The sequence below is a fragment of the uncultured Catenibacterium sp. genome, from assembly GCF_900540665.1.
In the GTDB taxonomy this organism is placed as follows: domain Bacteria; phylum Bacillota_I; class Bacilli_A; order Erysipelotrichales; family Coprobacillaceae; genus Catenibacterium.
In genome coordinates, this window is record NZ_UQGV01000009.1 from 19,573 (window position 1) to 38,985 (window position 19,413).

A 19,413-nucleotide genomic window follows, 5' to 3' on the forward strand; every position below is an offset into this window, starting at 1 on the left:
ATATGAATAAGAAGTTAATAGCGATACTATGTTGTATCATGCTTGCAGGATGTACAACACAAACAAAGAAAAAAGAAACAAAGACAATTGTAGATGAAACACCTGTTGTACTTACAACTAATGGACATGATGTAAAAGAAGCAGTGAATAAGAGTGAAACAATTACTGTAAAGACAAATACACTCGGAGAGATAAAAAGCACAAAAGCGGAAGTGACTATTCCTTCTATAAGTGAAGGTGATCTTATTAAAGATACAACTGTATTAAAAAATATCAGCAATAAGGGTGATGAGAATATTACTTTAAATAATCATTCATTGTTGATAGAGAATAACAAGAATAATATTCAATATACAGGTACTTTAGATACATCTCTTCCTGTTGGTGTAGATGTCACTTATTATTTGGATGGACAGAAAGTGACAGATATCAATGGTAAAACAGGGACATTAAAAGCTGTATTTAAGTATAAGAATAGTACTGAAACACCTTTTGTGGCGACTACTATTATGCTTCTTCCTCAAGAAACAGTGAGTGATATTGAAGTAAAGAATGGGAAGAGTATATTGATGGATGATTATCAAGCAATTGTTGGATTGGGATGTCCAGGTTATGCACCATTTAAGGATTCCATGGAAGTGACTATGAAGATCAAGAATTTCCAATGTGACTATATGAGTACTGTATTTACTGAGGGTATCTTTAAAGATTTAGACTTAAGTGAACTCACAAAGACAACGGATCAATTAAATCAATCATCACAGAAGTTAGTAGAAGGTTCAGCTCAATTATTGGCAGGATGTACAACGTATGGACAATACCTTAATACTTATATGTCTAGTGTATCTCGTGTAAGTGATGGAGCCAATGCATTATTAAAAGGCTCTAAACAATATGATGCTTCTACACAGGCACTTATTAAAAACTTAATATCTTCCATGAAGAATCCTACAGAATTGATTCAATCTAAGATTAATAGTATTAATCTTACAGATGAACAGCGTATTGCAGTGAATAAAGCAATCAGTGAAGGTGTTCAAGAAAGCTTAGCGCAGAATAAGAAGAGTCTAGAACAACTCTCACAATTGCTTTCTCAAAGTCCTGTATCAAAACAATTAGAGACATTATCTTCTAGCTTGTCAGAGTTGAGTCAGGCAGGAAATAAACTTTCTCAACAATACCAGACACTTATAACTGGCGCAAAAAGCTTATCTGAAGGAATGAGTCTATTTGATCAAGAAGGTATTCAAAAGATCACTGATATGACTACAATTAAGAAGTTAAAAGAAAAAGACCATTATAGTGGTCTATCAGGAAACAATATCACAAATACTAAATTCATCTTTGAGATGGATATCTAGAACCTTGCATTCGCAAGGTTCTTTTCATTTCTATCACCTTTAATTTAGTTTATATGATATATATTTTTCATCTTTGAAGAGTTACTGTATTTAAAGATTAGGAGTATGTTAAAATATAAACATGGAGGTGATATTCATGGATGATTTCTTAAGTGATATTTATACAATTATATTTGAAAAATGGATTCTACTACAGGAGATTCCTGATTATGAAGTTCATGAGAATGAGGATCATAGCGTTATTCATTATTATAATAAGCATGCAGACATTGAAATTGTCTTTAATCCAATGAATATCATAGAGTTTAAAGCAACTAATACACAATCTGGTGATACTGAATATTATCTACATTTCCAGATGAAAACATTGAATCATGCCATCAAGCTTTTTAAAGAATTAACACATTACATGAAACATATGGGAGAGGCTCCAACTATTAAGATTCTTCTTTGTTGTAGTGGTGGTTTAACAACCAGTTATTTTGCGATGAAGATGAATGAAGCTTCTAAGTTAATGAGTCTTCCTTTTGTGACAGAGGCAAGTGGTTATAATAATTTATACTATGTAGCACAGGATTATGATGTGGTTCTCTTAGCACCACAGATTTCTTATTTACATGCTAAAGCATGTGATATTCTTAAAGATAAGATTGTCTTAAATGTACCACCTGAAGTATTTGCAAAATATGATGTAAAAGCAATCTTTACACTTGTAAAAGAATCATTAGAGATGAAAAAGAACCAATCTGATCATAAGATTCCCTTACCTGTTATGTTAAATGTAGAGATTAAGCATAAGACATTAGCTCTTTCTTTATTCCGTAATAAACAGTCCGTACATATTGCTTATCGTGTCTATGATAAGAATCAAGAAATATTATTGGATAATGAAATTATCAAGCCTACTATCAATATCCAGGATATTTATGATGTTATTGATATTGCTCGTCTTCATTATCCTCGTATACGTTATATTGGTATCGCAACACCAGGTATTATTGATGATGGTTATGTTTCTTCTACAAGTCTTGAAGGATGGGAAACACCTGAGTGTTTAGAGGATGTATTAACCCAGCGTTATCATCTTCCTGTATGTATATGTAATGATGTGAATGCAGCGGCAGTCGGCTATTATTCTTCACAGGATCAAGTAAGTTCACTGGCTTTCTTATTCCAGCCAGTTTATGCTCTAAGTGGTGCTGGTATTATTGTAGATAATTGTCTTTTACATGGTATGCATAATCTTGTAGGAGAAGTACAATTCCTTCCACTTGATTTATCAACAGATAAGAAAACATTGAGTATGTCTCCTGAAGGTTGCATTGAGGTTGTATCACGTACTCTTGTTTCTATTATTAGTTTATTAAGTCCTGAGGAACTTGTTCTTTATTGTGACTTTATTCCTCATATACTTCCTCTATATGAAGAAATGGCTACTCTTATACCAAAAAAATATATTCCGCCTATTACCAAAGTAGATAACATGCAGGAATATATTCTTCTTGGGACTATGATATTAAGTACAACACAGAACTAAGAAAGTTCTATATAGTGTTCAATACGATAGTCTATATTCTTTTCATAGTCTCTATTAAAATAACATGCATATAAACAGTCTAATAAGAACTGTAATGAAGCTCTTGAAGAAAAAGATGCAATCTTTTCTTCTGAATCTTCATACGATGCAAAATAGAGATGATAATCAACAAGTTTAGATAATTCACTCTCTTTAGTAGAAGAAATAAGAACAGTTGTCACCTGGTTCTTATTCATCACACGAATGAAATCTTCTACATGAGGTGTTCTATTGGCATAGGAGATCACGATTGCGAGGTCTCCTTTTTTTAATGTTTCAGCCACCTTTGTTTGATAGAAGATCTGTTTTTCTACTATGACATCCTTACCTATTTCTAACATATTCTGTCTAAAACATTCGGCCATAAAATAATTACCTATAGAAGGAAATAATGCGATAACATTTGCATCATACATCTTCTGGACAATTTTACCAAATTCATCTAGATTCACTAGGTTTAATGTAGAATGAAGTGTCTGATCATAGAGATTCAACATTTTAGTCATGATTTCATGGTTTGTGTTATTGATCCTGAAAGGATAATTATAGTCTACTGAAACAAGTTCTTTCTGGTATCTTTCACGATCAAAATGAATATGGGATTTAAATGCCTGTAAACCTGAAAGTTCTAGTTTATCAATAATACGATAAATAGTAGAAACAGATACGTAGCTATTCTTAGAAATATCTGCAGCAGACATATTCATAATATCTTCTGAATGTTCTATAACATAATCTATAAGTGTTTTTTCACTTTCTGTAAGGGATAATTGTTCGAGCTTATCATAAATGTTCATAAAAAGCCTCCTGATAGACTACATTATACCCTATTTTAATTACTATTTCTTTAACTGGAATACTTTAAGTGCATTCTCTGTTGTCTGTTTTGCGACCTCTTCATAGCTTAATCCTTTTAGTTCAGCTATCTTCTGGGCAACAAAATAGACATTACCTGGTTCATTCTGTTTTCCTCTATAAGGTGCTGGTGTGAGATAAGGGTCATCTGTTTCTACAAGTAGATAGTTTAAATCTACGCCTTCAGCGACTCTTTTAGGAACCTTCGCATTCTTAAAAGTAACAGGACCTGCCAAAGAAATATAATAACCAATCTTAATGAATCTTAAAGCCATCTCATAACTTCCACTATAACAATGCATAATACCTTTTACACCTGACTTAGAAAGAATATCAAATGTATCTTCATAAGCATCTCTGGCATGAATAGTGACAGGTAAAGATAATCTCTTGGCTATTTCTAACTGTTTCTTAAAACAGTCAATCTGTTTTTCTTTAGACGCTTCATCCCAATAGTAATCTAATCCTATTTCACCTACAGCAACAACCTTAGGATCTTTCGCAAGTGCTTCTATTGCCTCTAAATCCTCATCTGTTGTCTCTTTACAATCATTAGGACTAATACCTACTGCAGCATAAATAAAGTCATACTCATGCGCTATCTGTACTGCAAGACGTGAAGACTCTAAATCATAACCTACAACAGTAAAGTACTTCACACCTCTATCTATTGCATTCTGAATATATAAATCACGATTTTCAAATAATTGTTCACTATTTAAATGTGTATGTGTATTAAATAACATTTTTCTTATTACCTCGCTTTTAATCAAGTATACATAAAAAAAACAGGGGAATAAACCCCCTATTAGTAAAGGGCTGTCGTAATGAACAGCCCATCTTGCATCATTTACTGTCCTACTTATAGTTATTTCAGAAGTTAAATTATCAAGTTTAAAATATATTTAATATTGATTTTTCCCATAAAATATTCTGTTTATCAAAGAATTGTTTTAATTTTTCGAGATCATTTGATTCCACATTTTTTCTTTCAAAAAATGTTGCATATCCAGCCTTAGTTATAAATAATATAATTTCTTTTGTTTCTATAACTTGTTTAATATCCTTATACATGATTTTACTCTTATTTTGAGTAGATTGTTCAACTGAAATAATTCCATCATTATCAAATATTAAATCGATACTTACCTGATCTGATCCATATTTTTCTTTTTGAAGTTTTATGAATCTTTTCAACATAACTTCTGATTGAACAAAAGGTAATATACACACAATAACTAATACTAGAGAAGATTTAATAAAATCAAACATACCACCATTAAATACCCTAATCAATGCGGCTAATAATGCTAAGACTGCTCCGCATAGAACAAAGAATTTGTATATAAAATGAAAAAAGAAGAATCTTACTTTTTTTAAATTCGAATAATTTATTATGTTATTTTTAACAGTTAATAGTTCCATTCTGTCTAACCTCACAAACCAAGAATATTTACAACCATAGATATTCTAACATAATAAATAATAATTATATATTATCAATTTTGAAAAGAAAAATGCCAGCATTGAAGATATTGAGAGATTGCAAACATTTTTGATAAGCAGAATATCAAATGGAAAAAATCAATTCTATAGTAAAGAAAACCTCTTTGATTCTCATATCAAAGAGGTTTTCTAATGCTTATAATTCTACTTTCTTACCGCCATACTTTCTTACTTTAAGAATATGACAAGAACCTTCACCAAAATACTTTTCAATTTCAGTCTTATATGTTTCTACATAATCATCTTCTACAAAGGCCTGGATCGTACCTGCAAATCCACCACCATGTACTCTACATACACCTTTATCACCTAGGATATCTTCAGATAAGCCTAAGGCAATAGAAACAGCCTGGTTTGTTTCATCATGATTAGAATAGATATTCTGTAGGTATTTATAAGAACTGTCTCCTGATGATTTGATGACTGACTTGAATGTATCAAAGTCATTGTTCTTTAAGGCTGATACTGCTTTTTCTACTCTTGCATCTTCCTTAAAGAAGTGTAATGCACGGATGACACAGCGGTCACTCATCTTTTCACGTAATTCAGGAATATGTGCTTTAAATTCTTCTTCTGATACTTCTCTTAAGAATTCTTTCCCAAAGAAGTGTGCTACTTCCTTCATTTCTGTAGGAATGGCTGCATAATCATCAGTTAAGTCTGCATGAGATGCATGAACATCTACAATACATAAACTATGATGGAATGAAGAGAAATCAACATCTACTTTTTCCACAACAGGATGATCATTGTCTTTAAAGTCAATATGAATAAGAGCACCTACTGAACTTGCACACTGGTCCATTAATCCACATGGTTTACCAAAATAGACGTTTTCTGTATACTGACCAATCTGTGCAATCAATACTGGACTCACTGTCATATCATTATATAAACCTGATAATACAGTACCAATCATGACTTCAAATGCTGCTGATGAAGAAAGACCAGAACCCTGTAATACTTCACTTGTCATATAAGCTTCAAAACCACCAATATGAAGACCTAATTCCTTAAAGCGTGCAAGAGTCCCTCTAATTAATCCTTCTGAAGTACCTTCTTCTTCAGCTTTCTTTTCTAAGTCATCTAAAGCTACAGCCTTTAAGTCATAATCATCAGATAATACCTTAATTTCACCATCTCTAGGTGCTGTAATCGCAATAATATCTAAGTTAATTGCAGCAGCTAATACTTCACCATGCTGGTGGTCTGTATGGTTACCAGATACTTCACTTCTACCTGGTGCTGAGAATACTTCTACTTCCTTATCACCATAAAGTGAGATGAACTTTTCAATAGCTGCAATATATCTTTCTTTCTGAGTATCTAATAAAGATTCATCTACATAAATATCAGTTAATAAAGCATCTGCCTGACCATTTCTAATATCTTCAATAATCTGTGTTGCAAGTTTCATTATTTAATTACCTCTAAACAATAAGATGTCTGTGCATCAAATGTTTCTCCCTTTCTTAAAATAGTGCTTGGATTCTTTTCAATATGAATAGCGTCTGGTAAGTTCTGTGTTTCAATACATACTGCATCTCTCGCATTATAAGGTTCACCATTCTTACCAATACGACCATCTAGATAGTTTGCGGTATAGATCTGTGCTCCTGGCAAAGTAGTGGATACTGTTAATCTTCTACCACTTTCTTCATCTTCTAATACAACCTGGTTCTTATCTGTAGTAAAGAAGAAATGATGGTCAAAACCATTACCAAGTTTTAATTGTGGATGATCTACTTCTACACGTTCACCAATCTTTGCAGGTTTTCTAAAGTCAAATGGAGTACCTTCTACAGCTTCCTTTTCACCTGTAGCAAGACCATCTGCATCTACATGTTCATAATAATCAGCATCAATCTTTAAAGTGTGATTATAGATATTATGTTTATGTCCTGATAAGTTGAAATATGAATGGTTAGTAATATTAATTAAAGTATCCTTATCACTCGTAGCATGATAAGAAATAGTCAATGTAGTACCCTCTAAATGATAAGTAGCACTAAAATCCATATTACCTGGATAACCTTCTTCTCCATCCTTTGCATGATAAGTAAACTTAATAGTATAGTCATCTAAGATTTCATAATCAAAGATCTGATAACTAAATCCTTTAATACCACCGTGTAAACTATTAGGGCCATTATTAATAGGTAAATGATATGTTTCACCATTTAATTCAAATGTTCCTTTTCCAATTCTATTCGCAACTCTACCTACTAATGCACCTAGATAAGCATCCAGAGTCTGATATTGATTAAAGTCATCATAACCTAATACAACATCACCTTTTACTCCATTCTTATCTTCAACAATCATCTTAATAATAGTACAACCAAATGTTGAGACAACAACTTCCATCTTTTCATTCTTTAATAATAAATTTTCAATATTTCCAATTTTTTCTATTACTTCTATCACATTTATTCACCTCATCTTCGGAAACATAGATAATTCATACCTATTACTTAATATATTTTATCATGTTATGAATAATTATGTATACGCTTTCTAGAAAAAGTGATGAATTAACAGACTATTTTATTAACCAGTATTTTTTAAAATGGACACTGTTGAATGGACACTATAGAAAAGTAGATTTATTTTGTAAAGTGGAGCGGGACTTTGACAGTTGTAGAACCCCAGATTTCAAAAAACGTTGATTACAACGTTATTTTTTTGTCAAATTTTTCGGTTTTTAATGTTGTATGATGTTGTATAATATGATATAATTGTCATAGGAGCTGATTTCTATGAAACTTTACTATGACAGACGTTCCAAAAACCCTACATATTTCATTCAGCAGGGAATAAGGAACGGCAAAAAGACCACGACTAGAAATATAAAGAAAATCGGCAGGCATAATGATCTGCTCAGAATCACTGATGATCCTCTCGAATATGCAAAACAGGAGGTCGCAAAATATAATGAGGAATATAAAGCCGGAAAAGTATCACTAGATGTAAATATTGATTTTTCCAAGAAGCTTGCCTCTTCAGATGATCATGTCGCACATTCAAGGAATCTCAATATCGGCTACTTCTTTATCCAGTCCATCTATAATGACCTGAAAATAAAGAAGTTTCTTGATGGGATCATGGAGAATACAAAAGCAGAATATGACGCGAATCTTATAAACAGATTTCTCACGATATCAAGAATTCTCGATCCACGATCAAAGCTGGGCATTTATGATCACCTTCATACATACTATGAACAGCCACATTACCTTTATGAATCATCACTCAGATTCATGAGCCTCCTCGCAGGACATTTTGATGACTATATCACCCACCTCTATGAGGCAAGCAACAGTATCATCAGAAGAGATACCTCTGTGTGCTACTTTGACTGTACCAACTACTATTTCGAGATAGAAACAGCCGATGATGATTATGTGGATGAGGTCACCGGAGAGGTATCTTCCGCATTAAGAAAATATGGAATATCCAAGCAGCATCAGCCCAGTCCTATCGTGCAGATGGGATTATTCATCGATGCTCAGGGAATCCCTCTTTCCATGTGCATCAATCCCGGAAATCAGAACGAGCAGCTATGCGCCACATCCACTGAGAAAAAGATGATAAGATCCTTTAGAGACAAAAGGCTTATATACTGTGCGGATGCCGGTCTTGGATCGATGGATATTAGAAGATTCAACTCCTTCGGAAGCAGAGCCTTCATCGTCACCCAGTCCATAAAGAAGCTGTCAAAGCCACTTCAGGAAGCAGTGTTCAATGATGACGGCTATAGATTATTATCAAATAATATGCCGAAGACTCTGAAAGAGATGCGTGAATTTGACAGAATGGATGAATCAAACAGATTGCTTTATGATGATGTAGTATATAAAGTCATTCCTGCCGATAAGGCCATAGATCTTGGATTTACCGAGGAATATGAAACATCCTGCGGAAATACAAAAGAGAAGAAGTCCAAAGGAAAGCTGAAGCAGTATGTGATCGTCACATTCTCAAGAAAAGCCATGGAGTATCAGAGATATGTAAGAAACAGACAGATAGAGCGTGCAAGAAGACTGATAAGCGCCAACAAGGTTGATGATCTGAAGAAGAATCCAAACGATCCGAAGAGATTTATAAAAAGAGACAAAAATGATAAGGACAGATACTATATCGATGAGGAGAAGATAAAAAATGAAGAGATGTTTGATGGATTCTATGCAGTAGCTACCAATCTTGATGCAGAAGATAACGCTAAAGAAATCATTAGAATCAACTCACAGAGGTATAAAATAGAAGACTGCTTCAGAGTCCTCAAGACAAATTTCAAGGCAAGACCAGTAAATCACAGAAGGGACGACAGAATAATCGCTCACTTCATGACATGCTACACTGCACTTCTTATCCAAAGGATAATTGAGGTCAAGCTCAATAGAAATGGCAGACACTTCACCACAGATGAGATAATAGAGAACCTGAAGAATATGAATGTGGTGAACAACCATGATCTGTACTATCAGGCAACATATACAAGCAGTGCGATATGTGATGCATTAAATGAGACATTCAGGTTGGATCTCGACAAAGAATACTATCAGCCCAAGGATCTCAATAAAAAAATCAAAAAAATTTCATAAGAAGCTTCCCATACAACAATTTTAAAAGGGAGAAAAATGCCCTTAAACAGGCACTTTTCTCCCTTTTTTACATACCTAACTGTCAAAAACGGGATTATATCATTTATACCAATGAAAACAACATGTATTTTAGTTAGTATAAATCCGCTCTGCCTATATTATACAATAATTGATTTGGTTTGCGGTGAATTTCCTTGTTTTGCACATACTTTCTATTTGATATATAATGAGCATAATAAGGAGGCATTTATGACACTCAATAGTATATTAGCGTTCTGTGTGACATTCATTATATCTGTCATCCTAACCCCTTTTATCGGTAAAATCACAAAAGAAATGGGTATAATCGCCCATACAAATAATAGAACTGTACATCATGGTATTATTCCTCGTACAGGTGGATATGCCATTTATGTAGCATTCCTTATAGGGGCTATGGTATTCCTTAAGACAGATAATCAGATCAACTCTATATTAATAGGTGGTTTGATTGTTTTCTTATTTGGTTTATATGATGATATTCATGACCTTCCTCCAAAGATGAAGGTTCTTGGACAGGTCGCCGCAGCACTTATTGTAATATTTTATGGTGGAATATCTTTAAAGGGATTTACTATTCCTTATATTCCTACTGTTCTTTCTTATTCTATTGCCTTAATAGTAACTCTAGGATGGATTGTAGGTATTACCAATGCAGTAAACCTTATTGATGGATTAGATGGTTTATGTGGTGGGATATCCATGATTGTATTGATCACTACAGGACTCATCTCTATACATTATGGACGTACAGATATCACTTCATTAACACTCTTACTTGCAGGATCCATTGGAGGTTTCTTAGTATTTAACTTCCATCCTGCAAAAATATTCATGGGTGACTGTGGAGCTTTATTTATTGGTTTCATGTTATCTGTGATTTCTTTATTAGGATTTGGATTTAAGACCTCTACATTCTTTACTTTAGGGGCACCTATTGTTGTATTGGCAGTACCTATCATGGATACACTCATTGCGATTATTAGACGTAAAGTCCACCATCAACGCTTTGATGAAGCAGATAAAGGACATTTACATCATAAATTGATGTTTTCACTAGAACTAGGACAGACTAAGAGTGTTCTTATTCTATATATTGCGACTGCATTATTCTCTATCTGCTCATTTATCCATATATATAGTGTAACTGCATCTATTCTATTATTCGCATTACTACTCTTTGTATTTGAGATATTCGTGGAATATACCAATATGATTTCACGTAAATATAAACCAGTTCTTACAATCCTCAATATATTCTTAAAAAGAGATGATTTACCAAAGATTAAAGAATCTAAGACATATTTAATGATAGCCCAAAGACATCACGTGAAATATATTCTAATTGGATTCTTATGTGCTGTAATTACAGTAAGTGGCGTTCTTGTTTATCATAGTCATAATGATAAGAAACGTATCGTCAATACTCCAATCATTACTTATGATATGCCTAATCATCCTACTTCTTTAATGAAGTCGGTGCATGAAGATATTAAAGCATCTCATACGAAAAGAAATACATGTCAGAATGTTGCTGCATTATTTGCGATTGATTTCTTTACTATTTCTAATAAGAAGAAAAATGAAATTGGTGGTACTCAATATTTCTATAGTGATCGTTTAGATAACTTTGAAGAATTTGCGAAGTCTAGCTATTATGCAGATGTGAATGATATGATAGCGAATAAAACAAATCTTGATGAAGTCACAACATATGAAGTGAACTATACAAGAGCATCCGATGTTACATTAAGTGGTTTGGAGGATTATGAGTATACGGATGTTGGATTAGAAATCACCTTTAACAAAAAGAATTTCTATTACAATTATCAAACTATTAACGTAAAAGTAACACTTATAGAAAAGAATAATCGTTATAGTGTAGTATCCCTCGATTACAACAATGGTGTGAACGAATAAAGGTGTTGTAATCAATATATTTTTATGATATTATTTATTCGCTAATGTAGAAAAAGTCTAAAAGAGAAGGAGGCAGGAAAAATGTTAGAAGTACTTTTGATCATTGTTTCTATAGCCCTAATTATTGTGTGTCTTTTACAAACGGGAAAAACTGATGGTATTGTTAATGCATTAACTGGTCAGAGCTCTAATCTTTTTGCACAGCAAAAAGAAAGAGGGGTAGACTTAGTTCTTACACGTATTACTGTAGGACTAGGTATTGCATTCTTTGTTATCGCAATTCTTATTAAAATGGCAGGATAATAATAAAGGGGCACTTATGAGTGCCTCTTTTCTTTTGTTGGAGGTGAATATATGAGAGAAGATGTTTTAGAATTATTAAAGAATAAAGACTTAAAGGATAGAAGAATAGATGCTCTTGCAAGTGCACTACATTATGATTCTACTGAAGAATATATCGCATTTGTAAAGCTTATGAATAGATTAGAAGAAGATGGTGAAGTGATTAGAGATAATCAGAATAACTATCATTTAATAGATGATTTCCATTATTTAAAAGGTGTTTTGAGTTTAAATAAAAAGGGATTTGGTTTTGTAAAGGTTGATGAAGAGACTGAATACTATATTAATAGTAAGAACCTCAATGGTGCTTTTGATCAGGATGAGGTTATGATTGAAACAACTGTCTATAGAGGAAAACCTGAAGGACGTGTTGTAAAGATCATTAAACGTGGTATGACTCGACTTGTTGGATTAGTTAGAAAAGGTAGAAGAGAACTCATCATCATGCCTGATGATCCTAAGTTTACTGATTGGATTTATGTAGATGAAGCCCATGCACATGGAGCTATGCCTGGACATAAGGTTGTTGTAGAGATTAAGAAGTACGAGCCTTATTTAAAGGGTGATATTGTTAAGATTATTGGTCATAAGAATGATCCTGGTGTTGATATCTTATCTGTTGTAAATAAGTATGATGTAGATATTGATTTTCCACAGGCAGTCTATGATGAGATTGAGTCTATTCCTCAATCTATTGATCCAAGTGATATTCCTAATCGTTTAGATATTAGAGATTGGCAGATTGTGACTATTGATGGTGATGATGCCAAGGATTTGGATGATGCGATTTCTTTAAAGAAATTAGATAATGGGAATTATCAGTTAGGTGTTCATATTGCCGATGTTTCATTCTATGTAGAAGAAGGAACTGAATTAAATAAGGAAGCGATTAGAAGAGGGACTTCTATTTATCTTGTAGATAGAGTGATTCCTATGCTGCCTCATAAGTTATCTAATGGTATCTGTTCACTTAATGAAGGTGTAGACCGTTATGCAATCAGTTGTATTATGGAAATCAATGATAAGGGTCAGGTTGTAGATCATAACATCTACCCTACTGTTATTAGAAGTTCTCATCGTATGACATACAATAATGTGAATGCGATTCTTGCTGGTCATAAAGGATTAAAGAAGAAATACAGTGATGCTGTTGAGTTATTCTTTAATATGAAAGAATTAGCTGCTATCTTAAGAAAGAAGAGAGATCGTCGTGGTGCGATTGACTTTGATGTAGATGAAGCAAAGGTTCTTGTAGATGATAAAGGACGTGCTGTAGATGTTGTCTTAAGAAATCGTGGTGAAAGTGATCATATTATTGAAGAGTTCATGTTATGTGCCAATGAAACAGTAGCTGAACACTTTAAATGGATGGATGTTCCTTTCATCTATCGTATCCATGAGTATCCTAAGAAAGAGAAGTTGCAACAATTTGTTTCCATTGCGAAGCCTTTGGGTTATACTATTCATGGGTCTCTTGAAAAGATTAACCCTCATGAATTAGCACGTATGATAGAAGAGTCTAAGGGAACACCTGAGCATGATATTATTTCTACATTATTATTAAGATCAATGCAGAAAGCACGTTATGATGCACAATGTCTTGGACACTTTGGTCTTGCAGATGAATTCTATACACACTTCACATCACCTATTAGACGTTATCCAGACTTATTGGTACATCGTTTAATTAGAACTTACTTATTTAAGAATGATTATTCTAGAATGAATGAGTTTGAAGAAATGATTCCAGTACTTGCTGAACAGTCTTCTAATCGTGAAAGAATTGCGATTGATATTGAACGTGAAGTCGAAGATATGAAGAAAGCTGAATTTATGTCTCATCATGTTGGTGAGGTATTTGATGGTTATATTTCTTCTATTACAAGTTTTGGATTCTTTGTATCACTTCCTAATACCATCGAAGGTCTTGTTCATATGACTTCCTTAACAGATGATTATTATGCTTATGATGAAAAGAATCTTATTCTTATCGGTGAACATACAGGACGTATGTTCAAGATGAGTGATCCAGTAAAAGTAAGAGTAACTGAAGCAAATAAGCTAGAAAAGACAATTGACTTCGAACTTGTAAAAGCTGGAAGTCATAGAAAGAAGAAAAGAAAATTCCGTACAAGAAGGTAATATATATGAAAATAGTCTCAAATAACAAAAAAGCATATCATGATTATTTTATCCTAGAAACTTTTGAAGCAGGTATTGAATTAAAAGGTACTGAAATCAAGTCTATTCGCAAAGGCAGTGCTAACCTAAAAGACTGCTTTGTAAGAATCAAGGATCATGAAGCTTTTATTGAGAATATGTATATTGCCCCTTATGAAAATGGAAATATCTTTAATCATGAACCTAGACGTATTAGAAAACTATTGCTTCATAAGAAAGAAATTAGTAAACTAGAGAAGAAGGTTCGTGAGGATGGTTTAACAATCGTTCCTACAAAGCTTTACTTCAATACCTCAAAAGCAAAGCTAGAAATAGCTCTTGCAAAAGGTAAGAAGCTTTATGACAAGCGTAATGATTCAAAAGAAAAAGATGCTAAGCGCGATATTGAGAAAGCTCTCAAACGCGCTTACTAATGGGGGCGTCTTGGATTCGACAGGGGTCAGTTTGAATCAGGCAGCAGTCGTTGGCAAACGTTACATGCACAAACAAATATCTGGAAACAGAACAAATTACGCTTTCGCTTAATAGTCGACATAGACTTGCGAATGCAGACCTATCTGCGCTTACACCTTTAGAGTCTGTAACATAACCTGTAAGATAAGGGATATAGGATGTTCTGACTATATTCATGAAAACCAATTAGAAATCGGTATGCGAAAGATTGCTTATTGATCGTAACATACTTAAATTGATTCAATAAGATAAACTGTAGACACCTGATATGGAACGGCTTTTGGACGGGGGTTCGATTCCCCCCGCCTCCACCAAAATTAAGAGTTAAAATGGATGTCATCAAAAAAGAACTGATGAAATCAACATTTTTTAAGATATTTTAAAAAATCAAGAAATAGCGATTTATGTGGGTGTCACTACCTAGAAATCGCTATTTTTTACTTTAAAGATGAGGTAAAATTGATGTAATGAAAGTAAAGATTGCAGATTATTTATGTTTGATGGAAATTGTTAGATAATTATTTTTCGAAAGGATGTGTTTTTCATGAATTATATTTTAAAACAGTATGATAATGATTTATTGTATTTTTCTATGAAAAATACAAATGATGGATTAGAAGTTTTGATTAATACTGTTAATCAAAATTTACAATATCTTTTACCGTTAGACTTAGAATTAAGTAATGAAGGATTAAAAAAATGGCTTCAAAAAAGGACGATTCCTAGAAATAGAGCCTATGTTTCTAATTTTTTATCTCGATTAGGATTAAATGAAAAAGATACAAAAGGTATTATTGATATATGTCAAGGCTTATCATTGAATGATAGTTATTGGGTTGTGCAAGAAGATTGTAAAGACTTATTTAAAGATACAAATCTTTATCATAATTCTTTTAATACAAATATTGCTTCCATTGCTTTTACAGGATATGGAAGTTATACAAGAACTTCATTTAGATCCTCGCCTGAATTTACAACAAATGGGATGCTAGCAAAATCATGGAGAAGAAGAAAAAATAATATTCTTCTTTATAAATCAGGAACAGAAGGATTTGCGAATAGTGGCTTAGAACCTTATAGTGAATATTATGCTTCACAAATTGCCAAAACAATGGATTTACATTATGTAGATTATGGACTTTCTAAATGGAAAGGGAAGCTTTGTTCAACATGTTTACTTTTCACAAATGAAAATGTATCTTATATTCCAGTTGGAAGAATTATTAAAACAGGTGGAATAGAGTCAGTTATTGATTATTATAAAAAGCTAGGTGAAAGCTATTATCAAGAATTATTAGATATGCTTGTTTTTGATGCAGTTATTTTAAATGAAGATCGTCATTTTGGTAACTTTGGTTTTTTAATTGATAATAAATCAAATAAAATTGTGGGATGTGCGCCTATTTTTGATAATGGATTATCACTTCTTTGTTATGCTATGGATGATGATTTTAAAAATATTAATCAATACATCCAAACAAGACTTCCTGCAACATATCAAGATTTTATTGCTTTTGTAAAACCACGTATGACAAAAAGACAAAAGGAAAAACTAAGAAAATTAATAGGTTTCAAGTTTGAAAGTCATTATAAATATCGATTACCTAGAAAAAGACTCAAATATTTGGAAGAAATTATTCAAAAAAGAGTTTTAGAATTATTAGAATAGTAGAGTATATCTACTATTTTCTTTATGCGCTCATCATCCTATTCTGTTACTTTGACAGACTCTGGCATATCATGATTATTTGTGGAATTTATTTATAACGTAATCTGGAAACACCTTATGTACATTAATACGCTTATTCTGATAATAGGTAGTCAATGTGGTCTCAGTTACCTTAATATCTACCATCTTGCCTACATATTCATATGGAACTGAATACCAGTTCTTTTTTATAAGCGATATGACAGTTAAGCTGTACCTTTCTTGAATAAAACCAGTGACATACCTCAAAAGGAAATTCAGGGAGCGGTCTTAATGTTTTCTTCTCTACCTCTTCGAATACTTCCTTTCTGCTTCCATCTCTCTTATAAGTCAATGAAAAGCAGATAAACAAAAACAATCCTGGATGTACTTTTTACAGTCAAGATTTTTGGGTGGTCAGGTTCATCGGAATGGTTGGTCAACCCCGCTGGAATTTTATTAAATTGGTTAGTCGGTCAAAAGTATCGGAACACTTGGTCAACCTAATCAGAATGCGTAATCAACCAAAGCGAAATAATCAAATATTGAATTTAGTAGTTATAACAATGAGAGAAAAACATTTAGAAAAATATTTAGGGGACCATTCTATTAAAACAGCCAAGGAATCAGATTTTAGAGGTATGCAATTTAATGCTATTGCTGAAAGTAATAAGTCAGCTTTACACACTTATAAATCGTTAGGGTTTAAAGAAGTTGGTATGATCCCACAAGGGGTTAGATTAAAAGATGGAAGTTATTCAAATATGTATATTGTCTTATATTTATCTTTATTGTAAGAAATACTTGACTATATCCTAAGGTCATACTGTTTAATATGAGTAGAGGTGATAGTTATGACAACACATGAAGTAGAAGAAATGTTAGATATTACAAAGAAAACGTTAATTTATTATGAAAATGAAGGTTTAGTGAAACCATCAAGAGATAACAATAATTATCGATGTTATAATCAAGATGATATTTCAAAAATTAAGTTTATTCTCCTATTAAGAGAGATGGACGTCACTATAGAAGAAATCAAACAGATTATTAATAAACAGAAATCAATTAGAGATGTTTTGGAAAATAAAAAAGATTTGATAAAACAACGACGACTTGATTTAGATCATATAGATGAAAAAATTAATAATTATATTAAAAGAAAAAAAGTTAAAATAACAGTAGATAATGTTTTAGATTATGGAACGATTTATGATCGTTTATATTTTTATAAAGATTTTCTTCAATATGTTCAGACAGAAATAAAATACAGTGATGTCAAATGCTTTAAACTATCAATGTCCAGTTCAATTGGACTTATGAGATTCATGGAAGTATTTATGAATTATTATGTAGATTTAGATGTTATTACACAATATGATACTTATTCTTTTCAAATTATGAACAATGAAGTTGTTTATCAAATGATGGAAAGAATTAAAGATTATCCATTAGAAGATCCTCTTGGATTAGTTGACATCTATCTTAATAAACGAGATATGGTTCAACTTAATCAATATATTAATCGACATTTTAGAAAGTGGGCTAAAGAATATCATTTAGATAATCCAAGAGATAGTATAATAAGAAGATACAAATAAGATCAATTTGTTCCAAAATAAAAAGCTGATTCTAAAAAAAGAGTATGATTAAAATGCACATAGAAATGTGTCTGTCACTAAGTCCTCTCCATATATGAGTTCATTTTCTATTGCAATCATGTTAGTGATAAGAGGAGAAATTCTCTTTCTCCTTTTTTAATTGACAAAAGAAAGAACGAAAGTTAGAACATAAATAGGAATTATTCCTATCAAAGAATGAAAGGAGAGAATACATTTGGCTAATAAATATGCAGGAACACAAACAGAAAAGAACTTAATAGAAGCTTTTTCAGGAATAAATCGAACATAAAGTTCGTTTATATATGAAAACCTACGAGAGTAGCTCTCTCATAGGTTTTTTATTTCTTCTAATACTTAATAACCTCCTACAGTTATATGCTTATATGCTATAATTCTTATGTGGAACAACCGTATACGGTAGGTGGTTATCCTTGGTCGTCATGACGAAGGTACGCAATCCTTCGAAATTCACATTCCTAGAAGTTTTGGGAAAATCTGAAAAACGGAGGTGATGCACAATGACAACATATGAAACAGTCATGGTGGTGTTAACATCGTTAGCATTTATTGTGTCTATTATAGGAATCATTGTAAAGTTACTTCTTATCATTATAGATAAAAGTGCAAAAAAATAACTACCTCAGCCTCGGGAAAAGTTTGAGATAGTCATTTCAATCATATAAAACCCAAGGACAACCGCTTACTGGTTGTTCCATCGTTCACAATTATTATAGTTCACGCTTAATTTAAAGTCAATATGTGCAAATGTGACTGACTGACTGAATTCACTCTATGTAGTGATTTTAGTACTAAATTTACTATAAAGAGGATGGTGAGATCATGGATATTCAAAGCATTAATGATGATATCAAGACCAAACAATGAATTGAAAGGATTAAGGAGTGCCAGGAAAGTAGACTTCTTGGTACTGTTGAGAATTATTATAATTACGCTTTTATAAATAATACTTTACACAGAAGAATACACACAAAATTGTATTATCAATCTATTTGGTTGAATTTTTCTAAGGTATATGCAAAAAAAATGATATAAATAAAGGTATTGTTAGAAGCAGATTATTAAATTATAAAATTGTATTAGAAGGTATTTCTTATTTAGGAGCTTAGGTAATATGAATGAATTAGAAAGATGGTATCAAAGTTATAAAAATGATTTTCAAAATGTTTTAGAAGAAAATAAAAAGAAACTTGATGCAAAGGATAAAATAAAAATGTAGGTAAAAGCCAATATAAGAATGTTGGAAAAC

15 protein-coding genes and 1 other RNA gene are annotated in these 19,413 nt (G+C 32.3%); 11 read left to right on the plus strand and 5 right to left on the minus strand.

The window, feature by feature from the left end:
* Positions 1-2: 2 nt before the first annotated feature.
* Entirely contained in the window at positions 3-1,361 is a 1,359-nt protein-coding gene (locus QZQ55_RS02365; protein WP_295089443.1) for a hypothetical protein, read from the plus strand.
* A 136-nt stretch (positions 1,362-1,497) separates the two neighbouring features.
* Entirely contained in the window at positions 1,498-2,898 is a 1,401-nt protein-coding gene (locus tag QZQ55_RS02370) for an ROK family protein (RefSeq protein WP_295089445.1), read from the plus strand.
* Here the strand turns inward: QZQ55_RS02370 and QZQ55_RS02375 are convergent.
* The 5 genes from QZQ55_RS02375 to QZQ55_RS02395 form a co-directional block, all read right to left on the minus strand.
* Positions 2,895-3,734: a MurR/RpiR family transcriptional regulator gene (locus tag QZQ55_RS02375; RefSeq protein WP_289100659.1), complete on the minus strand. Its 840-nt coding sequence runs from the start codon at positions 3,732-3,734 to the stop codon at positions 2,895-2,897. The two genes, QZQ55_RS02370 and QZQ55_RS02375, sit on opposite strands and share 4 nt — an antisense overlap.
* Positions 3,735-3,776: 42 nt before the next feature.
* Positions 3,777-4,538 (minus strand): TatD family hydrolase, encoded by a 762-nt coding sequence (locus QZQ55_RS02380; protein WP_288687172.1) that lies wholly within the window; start codon positions 4,536-4,538, stop codon positions 3,777-3,779.
* A gap of 148 nt (positions 4,539-4,686) precedes the next feature.
* Entirely contained in the window at positions 4,687-5,217 is a 531-nt protein-coding gene (locus QZQ55_RS02385) for a YcxB family protein (protein ID WP_295089447.1), read from the minus strand.
* 217 nt (positions 5,218-5,434) lie between these two features.
* On the minus strand, positions 5,435-6,715 hold the full coding sequence (locus tag QZQ55_RS02390; RefSeq protein ID WP_295089449.1) for a galactokinase family protein: 1,281 nt from the start codon (positions 6,713-6,715) through the stop codon (positions 5,435-5,437).
* Positions 6,715-7,725 carry an aldose epimerase family protein gene (locus QZQ55_RS02395; RefSeq protein ID WP_295089451.1) on the minus strand — a complete coding sequence of 337 codons (1,011 nt, stop codon included), beginning with the start codon at positions 7,723-7,725 and terminating at the stop codon, positions 6,715-6,717. The genes QZQ55_RS02390 and QZQ55_RS02395 overlap by 1 nt, the downstream gene beginning before the upstream one ends.
* Before the next feature lie 332 nt (positions 7,726-8,057).
* On the opposite strand from QZQ55_RS02395, the gene QZQ55_RS02400 reads away from it, so the two are divergent.
* The 9 genes from QZQ55_RS02400 (at position 8,058) to QZQ55_RS02440 (ending at position 18,125) form a co-directional block, all read left to right on the plus strand.
* Positions 8,058-9,902: a transposase gene (locus QZQ55_RS02400; protein ID WP_295089452.1), complete on the plus strand. Its 1,845-nt coding sequence runs from the start codon at positions 8,058-8,060 to the stop codon at positions 9,900-9,902.
* Between the two features lie 249 nt (positions 9,903-10,151).
* Complete coding sequence (locus QZQ55_RS02405; RefSeq protein WP_295089454.1) at positions 10,152-11,861, plus strand: MraY family glycosyltransferase; 1,710 nt, start codon at positions 10,152-10,154, stop codon at positions 11,859-11,861.
* Positions 11,862-11,942: 81 nt separating this feature from the next.
* Positions 11,943-12,164 carry a preprotein translocase subunit SecG gene (secG, locus tag QZQ55_RS02410; protein WP_006504859.1) on the plus strand — a complete coding sequence of 74 codons (222 nt, stop codon included), beginning with the start codon at positions 11,943-11,945 and terminating at the stop codon, positions 12,162-12,164.
* 51 nt (positions 12,165-12,215) lie between these two features.
* Positions 12,216-14,345 (plus strand): ribonuclease R, encoded by a 2,130-nt coding sequence (gene rnr / locus QZQ55_RS02415; protein ID WP_295089456.1) that lies wholly within the window; start codon positions 12,216-12,218, stop codon positions 14,343-14,345.
* Positions 14,346-14,350: 5 nt separating this feature from the next.
* Positions 14,351-14,797, plus strand: coding sequence for an SsrA-binding protein SmpB (gene smpB / locus QZQ55_RS02420; protein ID WP_295089458.1), 447 nt, complete (start codon positions 14,351-14,353; stop codon positions 14,795-14,797).
* Position 14,798: 1 nt separating this feature from the next.
* Positions 14,799-15,151: a transfer-messenger RNA gene (ssrA, locus tag QZQ55_RS02425) on the plus strand.
* A gap of 230 nt (positions 15,152-15,381) precedes the next feature.
* Positions 15,382-16,506: an XRE family transcriptional regulator gene (locus tag QZQ55_RS02430; RefSeq protein ID WP_295089460.1), complete on the plus strand. Its 1,125-nt coding sequence runs from the start codon at positions 15,382-15,384 to the stop codon at positions 16,504-16,506.
* Between the two features lie 530 nt (positions 16,507-17,036).
* Complete coding sequence (locus tag QZQ55_RS02435; protein WP_288687542.1) at positions 17,037-17,321, plus strand: hypothetical protein; 285 nt, start codon at positions 17,037-17,039, stop codon at positions 17,319-17,321.
* A 57-nt stretch (positions 17,322-17,378) separates the two neighbouring features.
* Complete coding sequence (locus QZQ55_RS02440; protein WP_217106437.1) at positions 17,379-18,125, plus strand: MerR family transcriptional regulator; 747 nt, start codon at positions 17,379-17,381, stop codon at positions 18,123-18,125.
* Positions 18,126-19,413: the final 1,288 nt, after the last annotated feature.

Bases quoted from the DNA above. Each gene is read 5' to 3' on its own strand.
- QZQ55_RS02390 (WP_295089449.1), bottom strand. From the start codon at position 6,715: ATGAAACTTGCAACACAGATTATTGAAGATATTAGAAATGGTCAGGCA.
- QZQ55_RS02430 (WP_295089460.1), top strand. From the start codon at position 15,382: ATGAATTATATTTTAAAACAGTATGATAATGATTTATTGTATTTTTCT.
- QZQ55_RS02405 (WP_295089454.1), top strand. From the start codon at position 10,152: ATGACACTCAATAGTATATTAGCGTTCTGTGTGACATTCATTATATCT.
- QZQ55_RS02365 (WP_295089443.1), top strand. From the start codon at position 3: ATGAATAAGAAGTTAATAGCGATACTATGTTGTATCATGCTTGCAGGA.
- smpB (WP_295089458.1), top strand. From the start codon at position 14,351: ATGAAAATAGTCTCAAATAACAAAAAAGCATATCATGATTATTTTATC.
- secG (WP_006504859.1), top strand. From the start codon at position 11,943: ATGTTAGAAGTACTTTTGATCATTGTTTCTATAGCCCTAATTATTGTG.
- rnr (WP_295089456.1), top strand. From the start codon at position 12,216: ATGAGAGAAGATGTTTTAGAATTATTAAAGAATAAAGACTTAAAGGAT.
- QZQ55_RS02370 (WP_295089445.1), top strand. From the start codon at position 1,498: ATGGATGATTTCTTAAGTGATATTTATACAATTATATTTGAAAAATGG.
- QZQ55_RS02380 (WP_288687172.1), bottom strand. From the start codon at position 4,538: ATGTTATTTAATACACATACACATTTAAATAGTGAACAATTATTTGAA.
- QZQ55_RS02435 (WP_288687542.1), top strand. From the start codon at position 17,037: ATGCGTAATCAACCAAAGCGAAATAATCAAATATTGAATTTAGTAGTT.
- QZQ55_RS02385 (WP_295089447.1), bottom strand. From the start codon at position 5,217: ATGGAACTATTAACTGTTAAAAATAACATAATAAATTATTCGAATTTA.
- QZQ55_RS02400 (WP_295089452.1), top strand. From the start codon at position 8,058: ATGAAACTTTACTATGACAGACGTTCCAAAAACCCTACATATTTCATT.
- QZQ55_RS02440 (WP_217106437.1), top strand. From the start codon at position 17,379: ATGACAACACATGAAGTAGAAGAAATGTTAGATATTACAAAGAAAACG.
- QZQ55_RS02375 (WP_289100659.1), bottom strand. From the start codon at position 3,734: ATGAACATTTATGATAAGCTCGAACAATTATCCCTTACAGAAAGTGAA.